The organism is Streptomyces sp. NPDC005181 (genome assembly GCF_040608395.1).
GTDB lineage: Bacteria > Actinomycetota > Actinomycetes > Streptomycetales > Streptomycetaceae > Streptomyces.
Map to the genome: position 1 here is coordinate 70,758 of NZ_JBEXID010000003.1, position 20,143 is coordinate 90,900.

The window sequence follows — 20,143 nt, forward strand, 5'->3', positions numbered from 1 at the left end:
ATCCTTAGGCTTCGAGCCGGCGCAGAGCGGCGACGGCTCGCTGGGTGATTTCTTCGGGGGTGCCGGACACATCGACGGCGACGCCGGCCTCGTCGTCCTGCAGCGGCTGCAGGGTGGCGAACTGCGAATCGAGCAGTGCGGTCGGCATGAAGTGGCCCTTGCGCTCAGCCATCCGCTCCTCGATGAGGGCGCGGTCGCCGGTCAGATGGAGGAAGACGACACCGGGGGCCTCGGCCCGCAGCCGGTCGCGGTAGACCCGCTTCAGCGCCGAACTGCTGACGACGCCGCCGAGCCCGGCCCGGCCGTGCGCCCACTGCCCGATCGCATCGAGCCAGGGCCACCGGTCGGAGTCGTCCAGCGGGGTGCCGGCCGACATCTTGGCGATGTTCGCCGCGGGATGGAAGTCGTCGCCTTCGGCGTAGGGAACGCCGAGTTCGGCTGCGAGCAGGGGGCCGATCGTGGTCTTGCCGGTCCCTGCTACGCCCATCACCACGACGACGTGGGGGGTGCTCATTGGTGGTGCCTCGCTGTCTCCGTCGACGTCTTCCTCGACATCGGTCCGTCGCGCTACTGAAACCTATACGTACGACTTATTCAAGATGCTGTGACATAAACGTCGTACTTTTTGTTCCCGAAGGGCGCCCCGTAGGCTTTGTCCATGACCACACAGGGCCCCGGGCTGCATACACACGTGCTGGACACCCTGGGTCTGGAGATCGCCGCGGGTGACTGCCCGCCGGGCCAGGTGCTGCGTACCGACGAGCTGGCCCAGCGCTTCGACGTCTCGCGCACGGTCGTACGCGAAGTGGTCCGCGTCCTGGAGTCCATGCACCTGGTCGAATCCCGGCGCCGGGTCGGTGTGACCGTGCAGCCGACCGAGGCCTGGAACGTCTACGATCCGCAGGTCATCCGGTGGCGACTGGCCGGCACCGACCGGCCGCGCCAGCTGCGCTCCCTGACCGTGCTGCGCTCGGCGATCGAACCTGTCGCGGCGGGGCTCGCGGCCCGGCACGCCACGCCGGACCAGTGCGCAGCCCTCACCGAATGCGCTCTCGGCATGGTCGCGACCTCACGTGGCCAGCAGCTGGAGCGGTATCTGGAACACGACATCGCGTTCCACCGGATCGTCCTCAACGCCTCCGGCAACGAGATGTTCGCGCGGCTCGGGGACGTCGTCGCCGAGGTCCTGGCGGGGCGCACCCACCACCAGGTGATGTTCGAGGACCCCGACCCGGCCGCCGTCACCCTTCACGTACGGCTCGCGGAGGCGGTGCGGGAGGGCCACGCGGTGGAGTCGGAGCGGCTGACGAAGGAGATCGCGGTGGGCGCCCTGCACGAGCTGGACGTCCTGGCGCCCTGAGGCCCTGCCTCAAGCGCCCCGCCCGCCACGAGCCGGACGTGCCCGCGCCCTGAGGTCTGGCGGGCCCCGGCCTCACGTGCCGGACGGGCTCGCTGTCACATGCTGCAGCCGCGCCGCGGCTGCCGCGAGCATCATCTCCAGCGCCGCCGGATAGCCGCTGCGGCCCATCTCCGCCACCAGCACCGACGCGGTCGCCGCGATGTGCGGATGCGTGGTCCGCTCCAGCCGTGCATACGTCTGCGGCCACGTCTGCACCTCCAGCGCGCGGGCCCGCTCCGACAGCACCAGCGTCGACGCGTCCAGCGCTGCGAACGACAGCGCCTGGTCGACGAACACGTGATAGATGCGCACCGCCTCCCCGTCCGGGAAGCCCGCCCCGCGCAGAATCCCGAGGATGGTCTCCACGGACTGGATCTCGTGCGTACGGCCGGTGACCCGGGCACACGTCAGCTGGGCCGCCTGCGGATGCGCCAGATAGTCGGCATGCATCCGCAACCCCAGGTCACGCAGGTCGGCCCGCCAGTCACCGGTCGCCCGCCAGCCGGACAGCGTACGGCCGATCAGCTCGTCGGCCACTGCGAGCAGCAGGTCGTCCGTGTCATGGAAGTACCGGTAGATCGCGCTCGGATCGCACCCCAGGGCCGCGCCGAGCCGGCGCACGGTGAGCGCCGCCGCCCCGTGCTCGCCGATCAGCCGCAGCGCCGTCTCCACGATCAGCTGCTCCGACAGGACCGTGCCCTGCTTGGTGGGACGCCTGCGGCGCCGCGCCCCCTCCGCCACCACCCGCTCACTCGCGCTCATGCGGCGCACCTTATGACAACAGCGTTGACGTGCGGAACCCCCGAGGAGTTCGATGTGCCGCCATCGGGGCCGAAGAGTGCCCCCGGCGAAGGAGCCACCGTGACGGACTCACCCACCCCCTACGGCAGCGACCCACCAGGAGCCGCGTCCCTCAGGAAGAGCCTCGGCGTCGTCGACGGATTCGCCATCGCCGCGTCCTCCACCGCCGCAACCACGAGCATAGGCATCGGTCTCGGCGTCACCGCGGGTGCCGTAGGCCTCCATCTGCCGATCATCATGCTGCTCGGATTCCTGCCCATCGTGGGCATCGCGAGTGCCTACTCCCGGCTCAACAGGGTCGAGCCGAACATGGGCAGCGGCTATGTCTGGGTCGGCCGCTCCCTCAGCCCCTGGCTCGGCTTCCTCGTCGGCTGGATCGGCATCGTCTCCACCGTCGTCTTCCTCTCGTACACCACGACGGTCACCGGCTCCGCCCTGCTCCAACTCGCGGGGGAGGGCGGGCTGCACACCCTCGCCGGGCTCCACCTCGACCCGGATTCCACCGCCCAGTCGACCGCCCTCGGCATCGCCGTCCTGATCGCCGTCACCTTCACCGCGATCACCGGCATCCGGTCCGCCGCCAACCTGCAGAAGTACCTGCTCGTCTTCGAGTACGTCGTGCTGCTCGGATTCTGCGGGTACGGACTGGTCGTCGGCCCGCACCCGTTCAGCCTGGACTGGATCAACCCGTTCACCATTCCCTCCGGGCAGCAGCTCGCCCAGGGACTTCTCCTCTCGGTCTTCTGTTACTGGGGATTCGAGTCCTCGTTCAGCGTCAACGAGGAGGTCCGCGACCCGCAGGACGCCTCCAGGGCCGGACTCATCACCCTCTTCACCATGCTCGGCCTCTTCCTGCTCGGCTCCTTCGCCTTCCAACGCGTCCTCTCGCTGGACGAGTTGACCGGTCATGGCGCCACGGGGCTCACCTACTTCGGCGACCGGCTCGCCGACCAGCCGCTTGCCGCGCTGCCGCTGATCGCCCTCACCTTCTCCGCCGTGGCCTCACTCCAGTCCGGTGTGATCCCGACCGTGCGCGGCATGTTCGCGATGAGCCGGGACCGTACGCTCGGCCCGCTCTGGACCAAGATCAGCCCGCGGTTCGGCACACCGGCGGCCGGAACGGTCGCGATCGGCTGCGTTGCCGCTGCCGTCGCCGTTCTGTCCCTGGCCATCCCGAAGGTAGGCGACCTCGTCCTGGCCTCCGTCAACGCGATCGGCGTCGTCGTCTCGGTCTACTACGCGCTCACCGCGCTGGCCGCCGCCGCCCGCTTCCGCGGCCTTCTGCGCGAAAGCCTGTCCGAGGCGCTGCGCGCCGTCGTGCTCCCGGTGCTCAGTGCCGTCGTACTGCTCGGCCTCGGCGGCTATCTCTGCTGGTCCTTCTACACCTCCGCCGACCACTTCGCGATCAGCCCGGACAACGGCTGGTTCATGCTCTTGTGCCCGGCGGCCATGCTGGTGACCGGCGTGGGTGCGGCGGCCTGGGCCAAGTGGGTAAGGAAGTCCCCGTATTTCGTCACGGGCCGCTCCCTGGCCCCTGCCGAATCCGCGGTCACCGAAGCTGCCTGACCCCGAAGCGCACCACCCCACGACTCCCACCGAAACGGAACCACCCATGCACCACACCCCCGCCGATCTCGTCCTCACCGGCGGCCCGGTCCTCACCATGGACCCGGCCCGCAGCCGCGCCACGACCGTTGCCGTCACCGGCGACCGCATCACCGCCGTCGGCCACGACGAGGTGCGAGAACTGATCGGCCCGAAGACCGAAGTCGTCGATCTCGCCGGCCGGCTGCTCGTTCCCGGTTTCCAGGACGCGCACATCCACCCGGTCGCCGCCGGCCTCGAACTCGCGCAGTGCAACCTCACGGACTGCCGTACGGCGGCGGACACCCTCACCGCGGTACGGGCCTACGCCGACAGCCACCCGGACCAGGAGTGGATCAACGGCGGCGGCTGGTCCATGGAGGCCTTCGACGGCGGCAGCCCGACCCGGGACCGGCTGGACACCGTCGTACCCGACCGTCCCGTCTTCCTGGTCAACCGCGACCACCACGGCGCCTGGGTCAACTCCCGCGCCCTGACACTCGCCGGCATCACCCGCGACACCCCCGACCCGGGCGACGGCCGCATCGAACGCGACGACCGGGGTGAGCCCACCGGACTCCTCCAGGAGGGCGCCATGGATCTGGTCGCCCGTCACGCCCCGCGCTCCACGCCCGCCGACCGGCTCACCGCCCTGCTCCGCGCCCAGCGCCTCCTTCACTCGTACGGGATCACCGCCTGGCAGGACGCCATCGTCGGCGTCTACAGCTCGATGGATGATGCGTCCGACGCCTATCTGACCGCAGCCCGCGACGGCCTGCTCACCGCCCGCGTCGTCGGCGCCCTATGGTGGGACCGCGAGCGCGGCGCCGAGCAGATTCCCGAACTTGTAGCCAGGAGGCGGGAGCTGACGGGCGGACGGTTCCGGGCCGGCTCGGTGAAGATCATGCAGGACGGGGTCGCCGAGACGGGCACTGCCGCCCTGCTCACCCCGTACCTCGATGCCTGCGGCTGCGCCACCGCCAACAGCGGCACCAGCTTCATCGACCCCGTCGAGCTGCGCCGGTACGTCACCGAACTGGACGCCCTCGGCTTCCAGACCCACTTCCACGCCCTCGGCGACCGCGCCGTGCGCGAGGCACTGGACGCCGTCGAGGCCGCCCGCACCGCCAACGGCCGCACCGACACCCGGCCCCATCTCGCCCACCTCCAGATCGTCCACCCCGACGACATCCCCCGGTTCCGCGAGCTCGGTGCCACAGCCAACATCCAGCCGCTGTGGGCCGCCCACGAACCGCAGATGGACGAGCTGACCATCCCCTTCCTCGGCGACGAACGCGCCGCGCTGCAGTACCCGTTCGGCGCGCTGCTGCGGTCCGGCGCGACCGTCGCGGCCGGCAGCGACTGGCCGGTCAGCAGCGCCGAGCCGCTGCACGGCATCCACACCGCGGTCAACCGGATCGCCCCGGACGGCGAAGGACCGGTCTTCCTGCCCGGGGAGCGCATCGGGCTCACGGCCGCCATCGCCGCGTACACGGCAGGCTCGGCCCATGTGAACCACCTGGACGACACCGGCTCCATCCGTGCCGGAGCCCTCGCCGACCTGGTGGTCCTGGACCGCGACGTGTATGCGGGGCCGCCTGAGGAGATCGGCGCCACCCGCGTCCTCCAGACGTACGTCGGCGGACACCGGGTGCACGACACGCAGGCCTGACACACCGGCAGGCGTCCCCCGGCGGAACCACCGGGGGGCGCCTGCCGCGCGCCATCGCGCCATCGGTGCCGTGACACCCACGCACCGCGTACGGTTGTTCGCGTTCGATCATCGGGTACCGGTCGAACGTCACAGAAGCCGGAACCGTCACGAAAAGGGAGACCGCGGTATGGCGCAGCAGGTACAAGGGGTCATTGCACCGGGGAAGAACGAGCCGGTACGGGTCGAGACGATCGTGATTCCCGACCCCGGCCCCGGCGAGGCCGTCGTGAAGATCCAGGCGTGCGGCGTCTGCCACACCGACCTGCACTACAAGCAGGGCGGCATCAACGACGACTTCCCGTTCCTGCTCGGCCATGAGGCCGCGGGCATCGTGGAGTCCGTCGGTGACGGCGTCACGGACGTCGAGCCCGGCGACTTCGTCATCCTCAACTGGCGTGCAGTCTGCGGGCAGTGCCGGGCATGTCTGCGCGGCCGCCCGTGGTACTGCTTCAACACCCACAACGCCCAGCAGAAGATGACGCTGACGGACGGCACCGAGCTGTCGCCCGCGCTCGGTATCGGTGCGTTCGCGGAGAAGACCCTGGTCGCCGCCGGCCAGTGCACCAAGGTCGACCCCGAGGTCTCCCCGGCCGTCGCCGGGCTGCTCGGCTGCGGCGTCATGGCGGGCATCGGCGCCGCCATCAACACCGGCGCGGTCGGCCGCGGCGACTCGGTCGCCGTCATCGGCTGCGGCGGTGTCGGCGACGCGGCTGTCGTCGGCGCGCGGCTGGCCGGCGCGGCGAAGATCATCGCGGTGGACATCGACGACCGCAAGCTGGACACGGCGAAGAGGATGGGTGCCACACACACCGTCAACTCCCGCTCCACCGACCCGGTCGAGGCGATCCGTTCCCTGACCGGCGGAAACGGCGCCGACGTCGTCATCGAGGCGGTCGGCCGCCCGGAGACGTACAAGCAGGCGTTCTACGCACGCGACCTCGCCGGCACCGTTGTCCTGGTCGGCGTTCCCACCCCGGAGATGCAGCTCGAACTCCCGCTGATCGACGTGTTCGGCCGTGGCGGCTCGCTCAAGTCCTCCTGGTACGGCGACTGCCTGCCCTCGCGCGACTTCCCGATGCTCATCGACCTGCACCAGCAGGGCCGGATCGACCTCGGCGCGTTCGTCACCGAGACCATCGGACTCGGCGACATCGAGCAGGCCTTCACCCGGATGCACGGCGGCGACGTGCTGCGCTCGGTGGTGGTCTTCTGATGACCGCCCGCATCGACCACCTCGTCACCTCCGGCACCTTCGCCCTCGACGGCGGCGAGTGGGACGTCGACAACAACGTCTGGATCGTCGGCGACGACACCGAGGCGATCGTCATCGACGCCGCCCATGACGCCGCCGCCATCGAGGCCGCACTCGGCGGCCGTACGCTGCGTGCCATCGTCTGCACGCACGCGCACAACGACCACATCGACGCGGCCCCGGCCCTCGCCGACGCCACCGGTGCACCGATCCTGCTGCACCCCGACGACCTGCCGCTGTGGAAGCAGACCCACCCGCACCGCACCCCCGACGCCGAACTGGCCGAGGGCCAGGAGCTGGAGATCGCCGGGACCACGCTCCAGGTCCTGCACACGCCCGGTCATGCCCCGGGTGCCGTCAGTCTGTACGCCCCCGGGCTGGCCACCGTCTTCACCGGGGACACGCTCTTCCAGGGCGGGCCCGGCGCCACCGGACGGTCGTTCTCACACTTCCCGACGATCGTCGAGTCGATCAGGGACCGGCTGCTCGCGCTGCCGGCGGAGACCACCGTCCGTACCGGACACGGCGACTCCACCACGATCGGCGCGGAGGCACCGCACCTGGACGAGTGGATCGCCAGGGGTCACTGACCGCCGGGTCTCACCGGTCCGGCCACGCCGAGAGCCGCAGCCCGCTCTCGAAGCGGCGCGGCTCGCCCGTGACCGGATCGGTGAACTCCAGCACCCGGGCCAGGAGTTGCAGCGGGCGGGTCCAGTCGTCCGCCGCACCCTCCGCCTCGACCACCGGATAGACCGGATCGTGGACGAGCGGAAGCCCCAGGCTGTTCATGTGCACCCGCAGCTGGTGGGTCCGCCCGGTGGCGGGCAGCAACCGGTAGCGGCCCAGCCCTTCCCGGTGTTCCAGCAGTTCGATCCGGCTCTCGCTGTTCGCCGCGCCCGGTTCCTCCCGGGCGGCGATCACCCCGCGCTCCTTGACGATCCGGCTCCGTACCGTGCGGGGGAAGGCAATCGAGGGGTCGTACGGTGCCACCGCTTCGTACTCCTTGCGCACCAGCCTGTCCCGGAACAGCGTCTGGTACGCACCCCGGTCCTCGGGCCGTACGACGAAGAGCACCAGGCCCGCGGTCAGCCGGTCCAGCCGGTGCGCGGGCTGCAGCGTCGGCAGCCCCAGCTCCCGGCGGAGCCGCGCCACGGCCGTCTCGGTGATGTGCCGGCCGCGCGGTGTCGTGGCCAGGAAGTGAGGTTTGTCGGCGACGACGAGACGGGCGTCGCGGTACACGACACCGACCGGGAACGGCACCGGCTCCTCGGGGGCGAAGTCCCGGTGGAACCAGAGGAACCGGCCTGCTGTGTACGGCTCGTCGGGGGCCACGGGCCCCTGCACCGAGACGAACCGGCCCTCGGCGAACATGGCGTCCACCCGGTCCGCCCCGATCGCACCGGCGAACCGCGCCAGCAGATGATCGCGGACCGTCGCCCACTCACCGTCCGGATCCTCGGGGAGCCGCACCCTGACCGGATCGATGCCGTCCCGCTGCGGCAGAGGCGCCGACGGAGGCTTCGCGCGGCCTCTCATCGCGCAGGCCCTGCCTGATCGTCGGCGCCCGGGGCGCGGCGGCTCGCGGTGCTGGTGGTCATGGTGCGGCAATCCTGTCACAGCGTCGGCGCAGGTCACCGGCGACTGCGCGGTCACGCCCACCGGCAGCGGGCGGGCAGCAGCGTCATCTCCTCGGTGGCCGCAGCCGATGCGCTCGGCTCCACGGCCACCGAGGAGGAACGGGCCCTGCTCACCTCCTGCTCACTCCACGGTCGAGAACACGAACGAGAACTCCGCCGCCGCCGCGTCGAGCCGGTACTGCGGCAGCACGCCCGGCCCGCACGACTGCGATCCGATGCCCTGCACCACCTGATCCAGATGGACCCAGACGGTCTTCCCGGCCACCAGATCCGGCAGATGCTCCGCCGCATCCAGCTGCTCGCTCGTCCACCGCCGGGCGGTGAACCAGAACGGAGCACCCCCCTCGGCCCGCACGCCCGCACCGCCGTCGTCCGTCAGCTCCGCCCACCGGACGTCGGCCCGCGCGCCGTTCTCCTGCGGCCGGACGTACGGGGTCTGCATCGCGTCCACGGGCATCTCCCACCGCCCGAGCACCGACGCTGCCCGGGTGTCCGGGTACGCCTCGCCGGGCCCGCCGCCGAACCACCGCGCCCCGCCGTACGCGGCGGGCAGCCCGAACCGGACCCCGAGCCGGGGCAGTGGCACCCGCCAGTCGCCCTCTGGTGCCACGGACACGGTGAGCCCGAGCCGATCCCCGTCGGCGGTCCACCGGTACTCTGTACGCAGCCCCAGGTCCACCCCGGCGGGCGCCACCCACGTCCGTACGGTCAACGACTCCTCGCCCACCTCCACGGCGTCGATCCGGTGCCGCATCCGATGCAGCCCCAACTCCCGCCACCGCAGCCCGTACCGCTCGTCCGGCTGCCAGGCCGCACCGTTGTCGTTGTCGGTCGGTGCACGCCACACATCGAGCCGCAGCCCCTCCACCGGTACGCCCCCGAGCCGCACCAGCGCCCCGCTCTGCGCGTCGAAGACACCGCCCCCGAGCGTGATCACCCCCCCACCCGTCTCCGGGCGCGAGCCCACCGCTGCCACAGCCGGGACCGCCGCACCGACCTCCACCTGCCCCCACGCCACCACATGCCCGCGCTCCGCCCACGCGTTGTCCTCGGCGAGCAGCGCCCGTACGGTCCACACACCCGCGCCGTCCCGGGGGAGCCGGACCTCGGCGTGGGCTCCGGGCGCCACGTCGGGCACGGTGAGCGGGCCCGATCCGCGGACCTCGCCGTCCACCTCGTGCGACCAGACGAACTCCACGTGGCCCAGCCCTGCGAAGTCGTACCCGTTGGCGATCCTGACCGTGCCGGCCGACGTCCCGGCCTCGATCCGGACCGGTTCGATGACCTTCTTGTACTCGATCAGCCCGGGGGAGGGAGTGAGGTCGGGGAAGAGCAGCCCGTCGCAGACGAAGTTGCCGTCGTGGAGCTCCTCGCCGAAGTCCCCGCCGTAGGCGAAGCCGTGCTCCGGGTGGGCGAGACCGTGGTCGATCCACTCCCAGACGAACCCGCCCTGGCAGCGGTCGTACCGCTCGAAGAGCCGCTGGTATTCGCTCAGCCCGCCGGGACCGTTGCCCATCGCGTGCCCGTACTCGCACATGATGAACGGCATGGCGCGCCGCCGGGCGTCCAACTCAGGGTCGCCCCACGGGTCCTCGGCACGCTTCCCGATCAGCTCGACCTCGGCGTGCGTCGGATACATCCGCGAGTACAGGTCGACGTCCTTGCAGGACAGGTCGCCCTCGTAGTGCACCAGCCGGTCCGGATCCCGGTTCTTGATCCACTCGGCCATCGCGGTCAGCCCGCGCCCCGAGCCGCACTCGTTGCCCAGCGACCAGATGATCACCGACGCATGGTTCTTGTCGCGTTCGACCATCCGCGCGGCCCGGTCGAGGAGCGCGGGGGTCCACCGTTCGTCGTCGACCGGATTGTTGCGCCACTCCAGGCCGACAAAGCCATGAGTCTCCAGATCGCACTCGTCGATCACCCAGAGCCCCAGCTCGTCGCAGAGCTCGAGAAACGCCGGATGCGGCGGATAGTGGCTGGTCCGTACGGCATTGATGTGGTGCTGCTTCATCAGCACCAGATCGCGCCGCATCGTCTCCGCGTCCACGGCGCGCCCGGTCTCCGGGTGAAACTCGTGCCGGTTCACCCCACGGAACAGCACGCGCCGGCCATTGACCTCGACGACCCCGTCCTCGACGACGACGGTACGGAAGCCGATCCGCAACGGGATCCGCTCGCCGGGAGTCACCAGCTCACCCTCGTACAGCCGGGGCGTCTCGGCTGTCCACGCTCGACCGGGACGGTCACCGCCTCACCCGTCGCGACGTCGACCCCCAGCTCGGGCACGACCACCCGGCCGCCGGCCCCGTCGCACTCCACCCGCAGGGTCCCGGCCCCGGCGCGGTGGTCGTAGCCGGCGTGCACGAAGAAGTCCCTGGGCGCACCCGGTGGCCGGTGCATCAGCGTGACGTCCCGGAAGATTCCGGGCAGCCACCACTGGTCCTGGTCCTCCAGATAGCTCCCCGATGACCACTGATGCACGCGGACGGCCAGGACGTTGCCCTCGGCCCGCACGATGCCGCCGACCGCGAACTCGTGCGGCAGCCGCGACCCCTTGAAGTCCCCCAGCTCCACGCCGTTGAGCCAGACCCGGGCCGCGGACTCCACCCCGTCGAACCGCAGCACGGCATCGCCGCCCGCCGGCCATCCGTCGGGCAGATCGAAGGTCCGCAGGTGGTCACCGGTCGGGTTCTCGGTCGGCACGTGGGGCGGGTCGACCGGGAACGGATAGACGACATTGGTGTACGCCGGCGCTCCGCCGGCCCCTTGCAGCACCCAGTGCCCGGGCACCGCGACCGTGCTCCAGCCGGACGCGTCGAATCCGGACCGTGTGAACGAGGTGTCCTCGGCGGTCGCGGTCGGCAGGAGCCGGAACCGCCACTCCCCGTTCAACGACATCCGCCGGGCGTCCGATCCCGCGTACCAGGTCCGGGGCGGCAGTCCGCCCGATCCGGGGGACACGTCCATGTGCCAGGGGAGCGAGTGGCTGTCCGTACGGCTCATGATTCTCCTTGCTCGGCAACGCCCGCTTCGCTGCTGGACGTTAGCCAGGGGTGAACCGTTTCAACAAGGGGGTGTGGAGAAGCGGCGATCAGCGAGGGGGAGTTCGGGTTGCGCAGCGCTCGCGGGCGTGGGACCGACCCCATGAAAGGGCACAGTCAGCGCTCGTGTGCGCGGCTCCTGCGCCGGCTGATCCTGCGCCAGATCGCCGGCTGGGCCGTCAGTGTGGCGAGGCCGACCACGATCAGAACCGCAATGTTCAGCAGCAGCTGGAGCAGTGAGCCCCGGGCCTCGGTGAAGCTGGAGAAGGCGCAGGAAACGCCGATGTCGGCTGCCGCCGGGATGGTGGTGACCGAGATGAAGACCCCGAGCAGCGCACTCGTCCTCGCCTGGGTCAGGGAGACGATCCCGACGACTCCGGCCAGCACCGCCACCACGAAGGAGAAGAAGTTGGGCGTGTTGATCAGGTTGGACACCGGTCTGATGCCCAGGGTGAAGGCCGTGGGCTGAAGTCCCAGACCCCGGACGAGCAGGGAGAACAGGAACGTGGCGACGACTGCCAGGGTGAAGCCGAGGAGCAGGGCCAGCAGCCCCTGCCGGATCCGCACGCTGTTGTGATTCGCGAGGCCGAGCGAAATGCTGGTGATGGCGCCGTATTCGGGCCCGACGATCATCGCCGCGACGATCAGGATCTGGGAGTTGGTGATGATTCCCACCGACCCGATGATCCCCGCGATGGCCAGGTAGAGGTAGAAGCTCGGACGATAGGTGCCCTCGGCGTGGATCCGGGCCTCGACCTCCTCCCAGATCGGGGCGCGGGCGCGAGCTCCGAGTGTCTGCTTCTCGACCTCGGCAGCCGGTCCCGACAGCGCCATGTCCACGGGCTCGACCACGATCGAACCGCGTTGTTCCACCGCGAGGCCACGCAGACGGCCGAGCGTCTCGTTCGCCGCGCCGGCCAGGATGTCGCACTGGACGGCGGTGCCGTCCGGATGGCGTGCAGCATCCGGAAGCGAGACCAGGTTGAAGACGCAGCGATCGGCCGACAGAACTGCGACCGTCTCGTCGGCCAGATCCGGTGGGATCACGAGACGAACGTGGATCATGTCCATCCGGCCATCCTCGGCCCCTTCCCGCACCGGTCGCGGCACGCCGAACGCACCTGACACGGACGAGCGATGGCGACTGGTCCGCCCGGGGGGTGCGCCACACCGGTCAGCGACGCGGGATACAGGAGACGACGTGCAGTCAGGCGGCACGGGCGTCCTGGGCGCGGCATTGGCCCGGTTGTGTGACATTCCTGCCCCGCCGCGACCGCTCTGCGCGCCGGGTCCGGGCCGCTCGCCGCGTTCGGTGTTCCCTTCCTGAGGAAGGTGGGCGGTGCGAACAGGCTCGCGCGCTTCTGCTCCCGGCAGGACGGCACGGTGACGCCGCGCCGCCCCTCCCGCAGCGACTGCCGGTTCAGCGGCCCGCCCGGCGGCGGTGTCTGCCGATCGACGGGCCGCCTGAGTGCCGAAGGAGAAGTCGTGGTGGCTGGAAGTACCGGTGAGGCCCGGGGCGCGCTGTCCGCGCGGCTCGTGGCAGGGCAGAGAGCGCTGGTGACCGGAGCCAATTCGGGTATCGGCAAGGCGACCGCGATCGCACTCGGACGGGCCGGTGCGGACGTCGTGGTCAACTACGTCGTGGGTGAGGACGAGGCCGAAAAGGTCGTCGCGGAGATCAAGGGCTTCGGGGTCCGCGCCTACGCCCATCAGGCCGATGTCTCCGACGAGGACCAGGTCGTCGGCATGGTCGCCCGCATGATCGAGGAGCTCGGCACCATCGACATCATGGTGGCCAACGCGGGCCTCCAGCGGGATGCGCCGACGGTGGAAATGACGCTCGCCCAGTGGCAGAAGGTCATCGACGTCAATCTCACCGGCCAGTTCCTCTGCGCGCGGGAGGCCGCCAAGGAGTTCGTGCGGCGCGGCGTCGTACCGGAGGTCTCCCGGTCTGCCGGGAAAATCATCTGCATGAGCTCGGTCCACCAGATCGTCCCCTGGGCGGGCCATGTGAACTACGCCTCCTCCAAGGGCGGCGTGGGCATGATGATGGAGACCCTCGCACAGGAGTTGGCCCCCCAGGGAATCCGGGTGAACGCCATCGCGCCCGGCGCCATTCGCACCCCCATCAACAGGAGTGCCTGGGACACCCCCGAGGCCGAGGCCGACCTCCTGCGGCTGATCCCGTACCGCCGGGTCGGGGATCCGGACGACATCGCCAACGCCGTCGTCGCGATGGCGTCCGATCTGCTCGACTACGTGGTGGGCGCCACGCTGTACGTGGACGGCGGAATGACCCTTTTCCCCGGCTTCGCCACCGGAGGCTGAGCGTTCCTCACCAGTGTGCGTGAGTGAGTTTTGGACCCACTGCTGCGTACTGGGCGCATCCCGAACGGTGTTGGATGCGCTGGGTTCCCGCTTTCGCTTCCCGCTCGGTGACGATCCGCGACGACGACTCCTTCGTCAGTTCCCGCTTACGCGCCGCCCAGGTGTCCGCACCTTGCTCCAGGCCATCCGCGCAGCGGGCCTTGAGATCACGGGAAGCGAGCGCACCCTGATGCTCACCGACCGCACGCAGCACCTTCTCGTCCTGGGGCGTGAGGTGCCCCAGACGGTCCCGGATCGCCACCCCGCAAGGCCCGGGCACCACGAACGAGGCCGTCAGCTTCCGTAAACCACCTACCACATCACCCCCCCCAGGCCGGACGCCTGTCACCCAGCCCAACGAGCAACAGCCGCCAAGGTCACCCATTCGACCCCAGAACCCCCGTTCCCACCCCCACCAACCCACCGACAAAATTCACTCCCGCACACCACAACTCACTTCAGCTCAGTAAACCGACAGCAGCTCACAACCCCTCGCCGGCGGCCCGGGCCGCACCCCGCCGACAGGGGAACCCGGCGGGGATCTCCGCCGCACGTCAGCGGAGCCGTTCGACGATGTGGTCGCCCACCCGCAGGGCATTGGCGATGGCGGTCAAGGACGGATTCACCGCGCCGATGCTCGGGAAGAAGCTGGTGTCGACGACGTAGAGGTTGTCCAGCTCATGGGCCCTGCAGTTGATGTCCAGCGCCGAACTCCTCGGATCCGTACCGAATCGAATCGTGCCGGCCTGGTGCGCGGTGGCCCCGATCGGCATGCCCTTGTGCAGATAGAGGCTGTGGTCCAGCAGGTGGTGCGGGTGCATCCCCAGATGTCCGAGCATCTCCTGCAGTTGGCGCCGGAGCCTGGTGAGCCCCGTCATGTTGTTCTTCTCGTCGATCGACAGGTGGAGCCTTCCGTCGCCGTCCAGCGTGACGCGGCTGTCCGGCAGCGGAAGGTCCTCTCCGCACAGCCAGAAGTCGACCGCGTGATGGGCGAGCACTTCGAACGGCATGTCGGGCGAGACCTTTCCGGCCCAGCGCGGTGCCTCCCCGCGGATCTGCTCGGAGTCCGACTTCCCGAGCATCTGGATGCCGCCCAGCGGATAGTCGAAGTCCTCCGATCCGAGGTACCAGTCGTTGAGCGCCAGGGTCTTCTGGAAGCGGGTCGGATTCGGCTCTCTGGAGATGGCCATCAGCGCCAGGTTGTTGTGCCTCATGTAGTGGCGCCCGACCACGTCCGAGCTGTTGCCGAGGCCGTTCGGGTGTGTGTCGCTCGCGGACCGGAGCAGCAGCGCGGCGGAGTTCACCGCCCCGCAGGCGACCACCACGATGTCGGCGGCGAAGCGCGCGGTCGAGCCGTCTTCGAGCTCCGCGACCACCTGGGTGACCGTGCGTCCGGTCGGGTCCGTCTCCAGCCGGCGCACATCGGCGCCGGTGATCATGCGCACGTTGTCGTGTTCGAGCGCGGGGTCGACGCAGATCACCTGGGAGTCGGACTTGCCGTTCACCAGGCACGGGAATCCGTCGACCCGGTTGCAGCGGATGCAGACACTGCCGTGGGTGGCGTTGCCGTCGTCGTCCTGCGTGAGGTTGACACCGATCGGCAGATGGAAGGGGTGCAGTCCCTGTTTCTCCAGGTCGTCACAGAGCTGCTGGATCCGCGGCTCGTGCCGGACCGGCGGATGGCGGTACTGGGCACTGGCCGGCCCCTCCGTGGGGTCCTCGCCGTGCCTGCCGTGCACCAGGTAGAGGTGCTCGGCCTCGGTGTAGTACGGCTCGAGATCCCGGTAACGGATGGGCCAGGCCGGGGAGATGCCGTCATGGTGGCGCAGTTCACCGAAGTCCTCGGGCCGCAGACGGAACAGCGCGGCGCCGTAGAACTTGGTGTTGCCCCCGACGTAGTAGTTCACCTCAGGGGTGAACTCGTGGCCGTGCCTGTCGTACCAGGTCTCGGGCGCAAGGTACTTGGCCTTCACGAACACCGCGGTCGAGTCCCAGTTGTCGATCTCACGGGGCAGGTAGCCGCCCCGCTCCAGGATCAGGACACGCCGGCCCGACGGGGCCAGCCGGTGGGCGAGAGTGCCGCCGCCCGCGCCCGTACCGATGATGATGACGTCGTAACTCTGGTCGTCCGGCATGAGAGCTCCCGTACCTCACAGGATCGCGATCGGATTGACAGGTGAGCCGGTGGCCGCGGGAAGCCGGAGGGGGGCGATCACGCAGAGGAAGGACCACCGGTCCTCCGCCGCGCAGACCGGCACCAGATCCTCGAACTGCAGGAAGTCCAGCAGGTGCAGCCCCATGGCGTGGACAGCCAGTACGTGGACGGGGAAGTCGACGCCCTCCGTCGTGCTGGGCGCGGTGTCGTTGTTGCCGTCGCTGCCGAGCAGCGCGACCTTGCGCTCCGCCAGGAACTCCATGGCTGTGGGGTGGAGTCCGGCGCGGGCCTCGGTGGTGTCCCAGGGCCCGAGGTCGTCGCGCCGGCGGCGGTGGCCCACCCGGACGAAGAGCAGGTCGCCCTGTCCGACCCGGAGGTGCTGCGCGGTCTCGGCGGCGGCGAGTTCGTCCCCGGTCACGAACTCGCCCGGCTCCAGCCACGGGACTCCGCGCAACCGGGGAATGTCGAGGAGAACACCCCGGCCGACGATGCCGTCCCGCGCCATGCCGACCGTCAGATCGGCCGCTCCGTCCGGCGTCAGACCGCTCGCCGGCACGCCGTCGTACAGCGTCCCGTCGAAGATCACATGGCACAGGGCGTCGAGATGGCTGTCGGCGTCCCCGTGCACGTTCATGGCGATGCGGTCCCTCGCGAACTGCAGCCCGCTCGCCTTGATGGCGCCAGCGACGGCGCCGGTCATCACATGTCGGCAGGGATCGGGATTGTCCGGCCCCTGCCGGGTCTCCACGGGCGCCGCCATCGTCACCGTGAGACCCGATCCGACCTCGTCCACCGCCGCCCGAACCTGCCGCGGTGTGATGTTGTCCAGGGCGCCGCGGCCGGCAGTACCGGGGTCGGCCGGGCGGCGAACGCGCGCATAGAGACCGGCGAACTCCGCGGCGCTCACCGGGGACGGTCCTGCGGGGCGTGGCTGTGCGGTCATGGGCCGTGATCCTCTCGGAGAGCCGGCCGGGCGGGTGCCCGGGCGAGCGGTCTCCCGGCGGCTGCCGGGACGGCGGGGTCAGCGGCCCTCCTCCCGGTCGAGCGCCTCGTCGAGCGTGGTGGCGGCCATGATCAGGGACAGATGGGTGAATGCCTGCGGGAAATTGCCCAGTTGCTCCCCTCTCGGGCCGATCTCCTCGGCGAAGAGTCCGACGTGGTTGGCGTAGGTCTGCATCTTCTCGAAGGCGTATCTCGCCAGCGGGAGCCGGTCCGCGCGGGCCAGCGCGTCGACGTACAGGACGGTGCAGAGGCTGAACGTGCCCTCGGAACCGGGCAGCCCGTCCGGCGAGGCTGCCGGGTCGTAGCGGTAGACGAGGCTGTCCGAGACGAGTTTGCGGTCGATGGCGTCCAGCGTGGACAGCCACGCCGGGTCCTTGGGGGCGATGAACTCGACTCTCGGCATCAACAGCAGGGAGGCGTCCAGTACGTCGCCGCCGTACTGCTGGACGAAGGCCTTCTCCGATTCGCTCCAGCCGCGTTCCATGACCTGCTCGAAAATGGCGTCCCTGGCCTTCGTCCACCTGACGGTGTCGGCGGGCCTGCGGAAGACGTCCACCAGGCGGAGCCCGTGGTCGAAGGCGACCCACGACATCACCCGGCTGTACGTGAAGTCCTTGCGGCCGCCGCGGGTCTCCCAGATGCCCTCGTCCGGCCGGTCCCAGGCGTCGGCGAGCCAGCCGAGCGCCCGGGTGAGCGCCTTCCACCCCGCGTAGGTGGCCTGCCGGCCGATCCAGTGCCCCTGCGACAGCGCGTAGAGGGCTTCGCCGTAGATGTCCAGCTGGAGCTGGTCCGCGGCGCCGTTGCCCGAACGGACGGGGTACGAGCCCCGATAGCCCTCGAAGTGCTCCAGGATCTCCTCGGGCAGGTTCGGGTCACCGTCCACCCGGTACATGGTCTGCAGTGCCTCTCCGCCGTCGCCCTCGCGGTCATGCAGCCGGGCGACCAGCCAGTGGACGAACGCGGTCGCCTCCTCGACGAAGCCGAGGTCCAGCAGTGCGCGAACGGACAGCGAACCGTCGCGGACCCAGGCGTACCGGTAGTCCCAGTTGCGTTCTCCGCCCACCTTTTCCGGCAGCCCCATCGTCGCCGCCGCGATCATGGCTCCGGTGGGGGCGTAGATGAGCAGCTTCAGGGTGATGGCCGAGCGGTGCACCAGCTCCGGCCGCCGGCCCCGGTAGCGCGAGGTCCGCATCCACTTCTTCCAGAAGTGGATGACGTCCCAGCCCTGGGCGGTGATCCCGTCGACTGTCAGGGGCGGGGGAGCCTCGCCGCCCGGAGCGCAGACAGTGAACACGGCGCTGCCGACCTCGCCCGCCTTCAGAGTCACCGTGCCCCGTACATCCTGGCCGTCGCGTTCCAGCGGGAAGGTGCTCTGCAGATGAGCTCTGATGCCGGGGGCTTGGAAGAGAGCGCCTTCGGGACCGACGTCGAGCTCGTGCTCGGCCCGGCCGTAGTCGAAACGCGGCCGGCACTGGAGCGTGAAACCGACGGTCCCCCGCACGCCGCGCACCACACGGATCAGGGTGTGCCGGTCGGTGGGGACACCAGTCGGGTCGGGAGGCATGTAGTCGATCACTTCGCCCACCCCGTCCGGCGACATGAACCGGGTCACCAGGACCGCCGTGTCGGGGTAGTAGAGCTGCTTGCAGCTGACGTCGGGATGCTCCGGCGCCAGCTGGAAATACCCCCCGCGCTCGGCGTCGAGCAGCGCGGCGAAGATGCTGGGCGAGTCGAACCGGGGAGCGGCGAACCAGTCGATAATCCCCCGGGACGAGACGAGCGCGGCGGTCTGCAGATCGCCGACCAGACCGTGCTCGGCGATCGGTGGATAGCGCTCGTCCATCGTGGCTCCGGTGGGTAGGCAGCCCCCGACCCTCACCCACCACTATCCGACAGAACGGATCCCGCCGCCCGGGATGCACGGTGGAGGGGCGCCGGCCCCACCCCGCCGTCCACCGCCCGCCCGGCCGGTGTCACGGCGTAACCGCTCGACCGTGCTGCGGCCCGCGTGCAGAGGGTGGGTGGCCGGGCCACGTACCGCCATGCATGCCCCCGGCGGGCGAACCTGGCAGGCCATTGGAGCAGGGCGCTCGTGTCCCGCTTGACTGGGCAGTTCGCTGTCCGCACGCTCCCGAGAGGCGGCCGACGGACCGGTCGCCACCCAGCCCGGGCCCAGGGGCCGTCCGCCTGCGGGCAGACCGAGGAGGCCACGCGTGCACGAGAGCCGGACCGGACGGCAGCTGACTCTCCGCCATGGGGACCGGAGCGCGGTCGTCGTCGAACTCGGAGCGGCCCTGCGTCACTACGCCGTCGGCGACCGGCTCGTACTCGACGGATTCGCGCCGGAAGACCGGATCACCGGCGGGCGCGGTCAGCTGCTCGTGCCGTGGCCCAACCGGATCCAGGACGGCCGCTACCGCTGGAACGGACAGGACCAGCAACTGCCTCTGACCGAACCGGTGAACGGCAACGCCATCCATGGTCTGCTCCGCTGGACATCGTGGCGGATCGTCGAGGCGCAGGACGACCGGGCGGTGCTCGATGTCTCCCTGTGGCCCCAGCCCGGCTACCCCTTCCACCTCCGGGTCCGCGCCGAATACACCCTGGACGACGACGGCCTCGGCGTGGCCGTCATCGCACGCAACCTCGGCGAGAGCGCCGCTCCCTACGGGGTCGGCCAGCACCCCTATCTCACGGTCGGCACCGGGACCGTGGACGACGCGCTGCTGACCGTACCGGCGCGGACAAGGCTGCGCACCGACGAGCGCGGGCTGCCGGTGGCTGCCGAACCCGTCCAGGGCACGCCCTACGACTTCCGTACGCCACGAACCATCGGGGCCCAGCGGCTGGACACCCCGTACGGCGACCTCGACCGGGACGCGCGCGGGCGGGCCGTGGTGACCCTCGCCCATTCCTCCGGCGCATGGGGTACCGACGTATGGCTCGGTGAGGGCGCCGATCATGTCCAGCTGTACACCGGTGACACCCTGCCCGAAGGGGAGCGGCGCCGCTCCGTTGCCATCGAGCCGATGTCGTGCCCACCGGACGCGTTCCGCAGTGGTACGGGACTTGTCGCTCTGGGGCCCGGTGAGGAGCACACGGTCCGCTGGGGGATCACCCCGTGGCAGGAATGACGGCTGTGCCGTGGTGTCCGGTGCTGCCCGGTCCCCGGCTCGCCGGCAGGAGCA

15 protein-coding genes and 1 pseudogene are annotated in these 20,143 nt (G+C 70.3%); 7 read left to right on the top strand and 9 right to left on the bottom strand.

The genetic code is table 11. The features are described from left to right. Window positions 1–4 precede the first annotated feature (4 nt). Window positions 5–514, bottom strand: a complete 510-nt coding sequence (locus tag ABZV38_RS03365; protein WP_356324046.1) for a gluconokinase — start codon at window positions 512–514, stop codon at window positions 5–7. Between the two features lie 144 nt (window positions 515–658). On the opposite strand from ABZV38_RS03365, the gene ABZV38_RS03370 reads away from it, so the two are divergent. Beyond that, window positions 659–1,360: an FCD domain-containing protein gene (locus ABZV38_RS03370; RefSeq protein WP_356324048.1), complete on the top strand. Its 702-nt coding sequence runs from the start codon at window positions 659–661 to the stop codon at window positions 1,358–1,360. A 72-nt stretch (window positions 1,361–1,432) separates the two neighbouring features. Here ABZV38_RS03370 and ABZV38_RS03375 read toward each other — a convergent pair whose 3' ends face one another. Beyond that, complete coding sequence (locus ABZV38_RS03375) at window positions 1,433–2,161, bottom strand: TetR/AcrR family transcriptional regulator (protein WP_356324050.1); 729 nt, start codon at window positions 2,159–2,161, stop codon at window positions 1,433–1,435. Window positions 2,162–2,260: 99 nt separating this feature from the next. Between ABZV38_RS03375 and ABZV38_RS03380 the strand changes: the two genes are divergently transcribed. The 4 genes from ABZV38_RS03380 to ABZV38_RS03395 all read left to right on the top strand — a co-directional run bounded on the left by ABZV38_RS03380 (window position 2,261) and on the right by ABZV38_RS03395 (window position 7,340). Continuing rightward, on the top strand, window positions 2,261–3,766 hold the full coding sequence (locus ABZV38_RS03380; protein ID WP_356324052.1) for an APC family permease: 1,506 nt from the start codon (window positions 2,261–2,263) through the stop codon (window positions 3,764–3,766). A 46-nt stretch (window positions 3,767–3,812) separates the two neighbouring features. Further along, a complete protein-coding gene (locus tag ABZV38_RS03385; RefSeq protein ID WP_356324054.1) occupies window positions 3,813–5,456 on the top strand; it encodes an amidohydrolase in 1,644 nt (547 codons plus the stop codon). 169 nt (window positions 5,457–5,625) lie between these two features. Beyond that, window positions 5,626–6,711, top strand: a complete 1,086-nt coding sequence (locus ABZV38_RS03390; protein ID WP_356324056.1) for an S-(hydroxymethyl)mycothiol dehydrogenase — start codon at window positions 5,626–5,628, stop codon at window positions 6,709–6,711. After that, on the top strand, window positions 6,711–7,340 hold the full coding sequence (locus ABZV38_RS03395) for an MBL fold metallo-hydrolase (protein WP_356324059.1): 630 nt from the start codon (window positions 6,711–6,713) through the stop codon (window positions 7,338–7,340). The genes ABZV38_RS03390 and ABZV38_RS03395 overlap by 1 nt, the downstream gene beginning before the upstream one ends. A 10-nt stretch (window positions 7,341–7,350) precedes the next feature. Here the strand turns inward: ABZV38_RS03395 and ABZV38_RS03400 are convergent, their stop codons facing one another. The 3 genes and pseudogenes from ABZV38_RS03400 to ABZV38_RS03410 all read right to left on the bottom strand — a co-directional run bounded on the left by ABZV38_RS03400 (window position 7,351) and on the right by ABZV38_RS03410 (window position 12,502). After that, window positions 7,351–8,286, bottom strand: a complete 936-nt coding sequence (locus ABZV38_RS03400) for an RluA family pseudouridine synthase (protein ID WP_356324061.1) — start codon at window positions 8,284–8,286, stop codon at window positions 7,351–7,353. A 222-nt stretch (window positions 8,287–8,508) separates the two neighbouring features. Beyond that, window positions 8,509–11,393: pseudogene (locus ABZV38_RS03405) on the bottom strand (glycoside hydrolase family 2 TIM barrel-domain containing protein). Between the two features lie 155 nt (window positions 11,394–11,548). Next, complete coding sequence (locus tag ABZV38_RS03410; protein ID WP_356324063.1) at window positions 11,549–12,502, bottom strand: DUF389 domain-containing protein; 954 nt, start codon at window positions 12,500–12,502, stop codon at window positions 11,549–11,551. A gap of 417 nt (window positions 12,503–12,919) precedes the next feature. On the opposite strand from ABZV38_RS03410, the gene ABZV38_RS03415 reads away from it, so the two are divergent. After that, window positions 12,920–13,759: an SDR family oxidoreductase gene (locus ABZV38_RS03415; protein WP_356324065.1), complete on the top strand. Its 840-nt coding sequence runs from the start codon at window positions 12,920–12,922 to the stop codon at window positions 13,757–13,759. Between the two features lie 7 nt (window positions 13,760–13,766). On the opposite strand, the gene ABZV38_RS03420 is transcribed toward ABZV38_RS03415, so the two are convergent. The 4 genes from ABZV38_RS03420 to ABZV38_RS03435 all read right to left on the bottom strand — a co-directional run bounded on the left by ABZV38_RS03420 (window position 13,767) and on the right by ABZV38_RS03435 (window position 18,798). Beyond that, window positions 13,767–14,060 (bottom strand): hypothetical protein, encoded by a 294-nt coding sequence (locus ABZV38_RS03420; RefSeq protein WP_356324067.1) that lies wholly within the window; start codon window positions 14,058–14,060, stop codon window positions 13,767–13,769. A gap of 292 nt (window positions 14,061–14,352) precedes the next feature. Continuing rightward, window positions 14,353–15,933: a GMC family oxidoreductase gene (locus tag ABZV38_RS03425; RefSeq protein ID WP_356324069.1), complete on the bottom strand. Its 1,581-nt coding sequence runs from the start codon at window positions 15,931–15,933 to the stop codon at window positions 14,353–14,355. 15 nt (window positions 15,934–15,948) lie between these two features. Further along, on the bottom strand, window positions 15,949–16,896 hold the full coding sequence (locus tag ABZV38_RS03430; protein ID WP_356324071.1) for a cyclase family protein: 948 nt from the start codon (window positions 16,894–16,896) through the stop codon (window positions 15,949–15,951). 78 nt (window positions 16,897–16,974) lie between these two features. Continuing rightward, window positions 16,975–18,798 carry a glycoside hydrolase family 15 protein gene (locus ABZV38_RS03435; protein WP_356324073.1) on the bottom strand — a complete coding sequence of 608 codons (1,824 nt, stop codon included), beginning with the start codon at window positions 18,796–18,798 and terminating at the stop codon, window positions 16,975–16,977. Window positions 18,799–19,168: 370 nt separating this feature from the next. On the opposite strand from ABZV38_RS03435, the gene ABZV38_RS03440 reads away from it, so the two are divergent. Next, window positions 19,169–20,089, top strand: a complete 921-nt coding sequence (locus ABZV38_RS03440; RefSeq protein WP_356324075.1) for an aldose 1-epimerase family protein — start codon at window positions 19,169–19,171, stop codon at window positions 20,087–20,089. The last annotated feature ends 54 nt before the right edge of the window (window positions 20,090–20,143 follow it).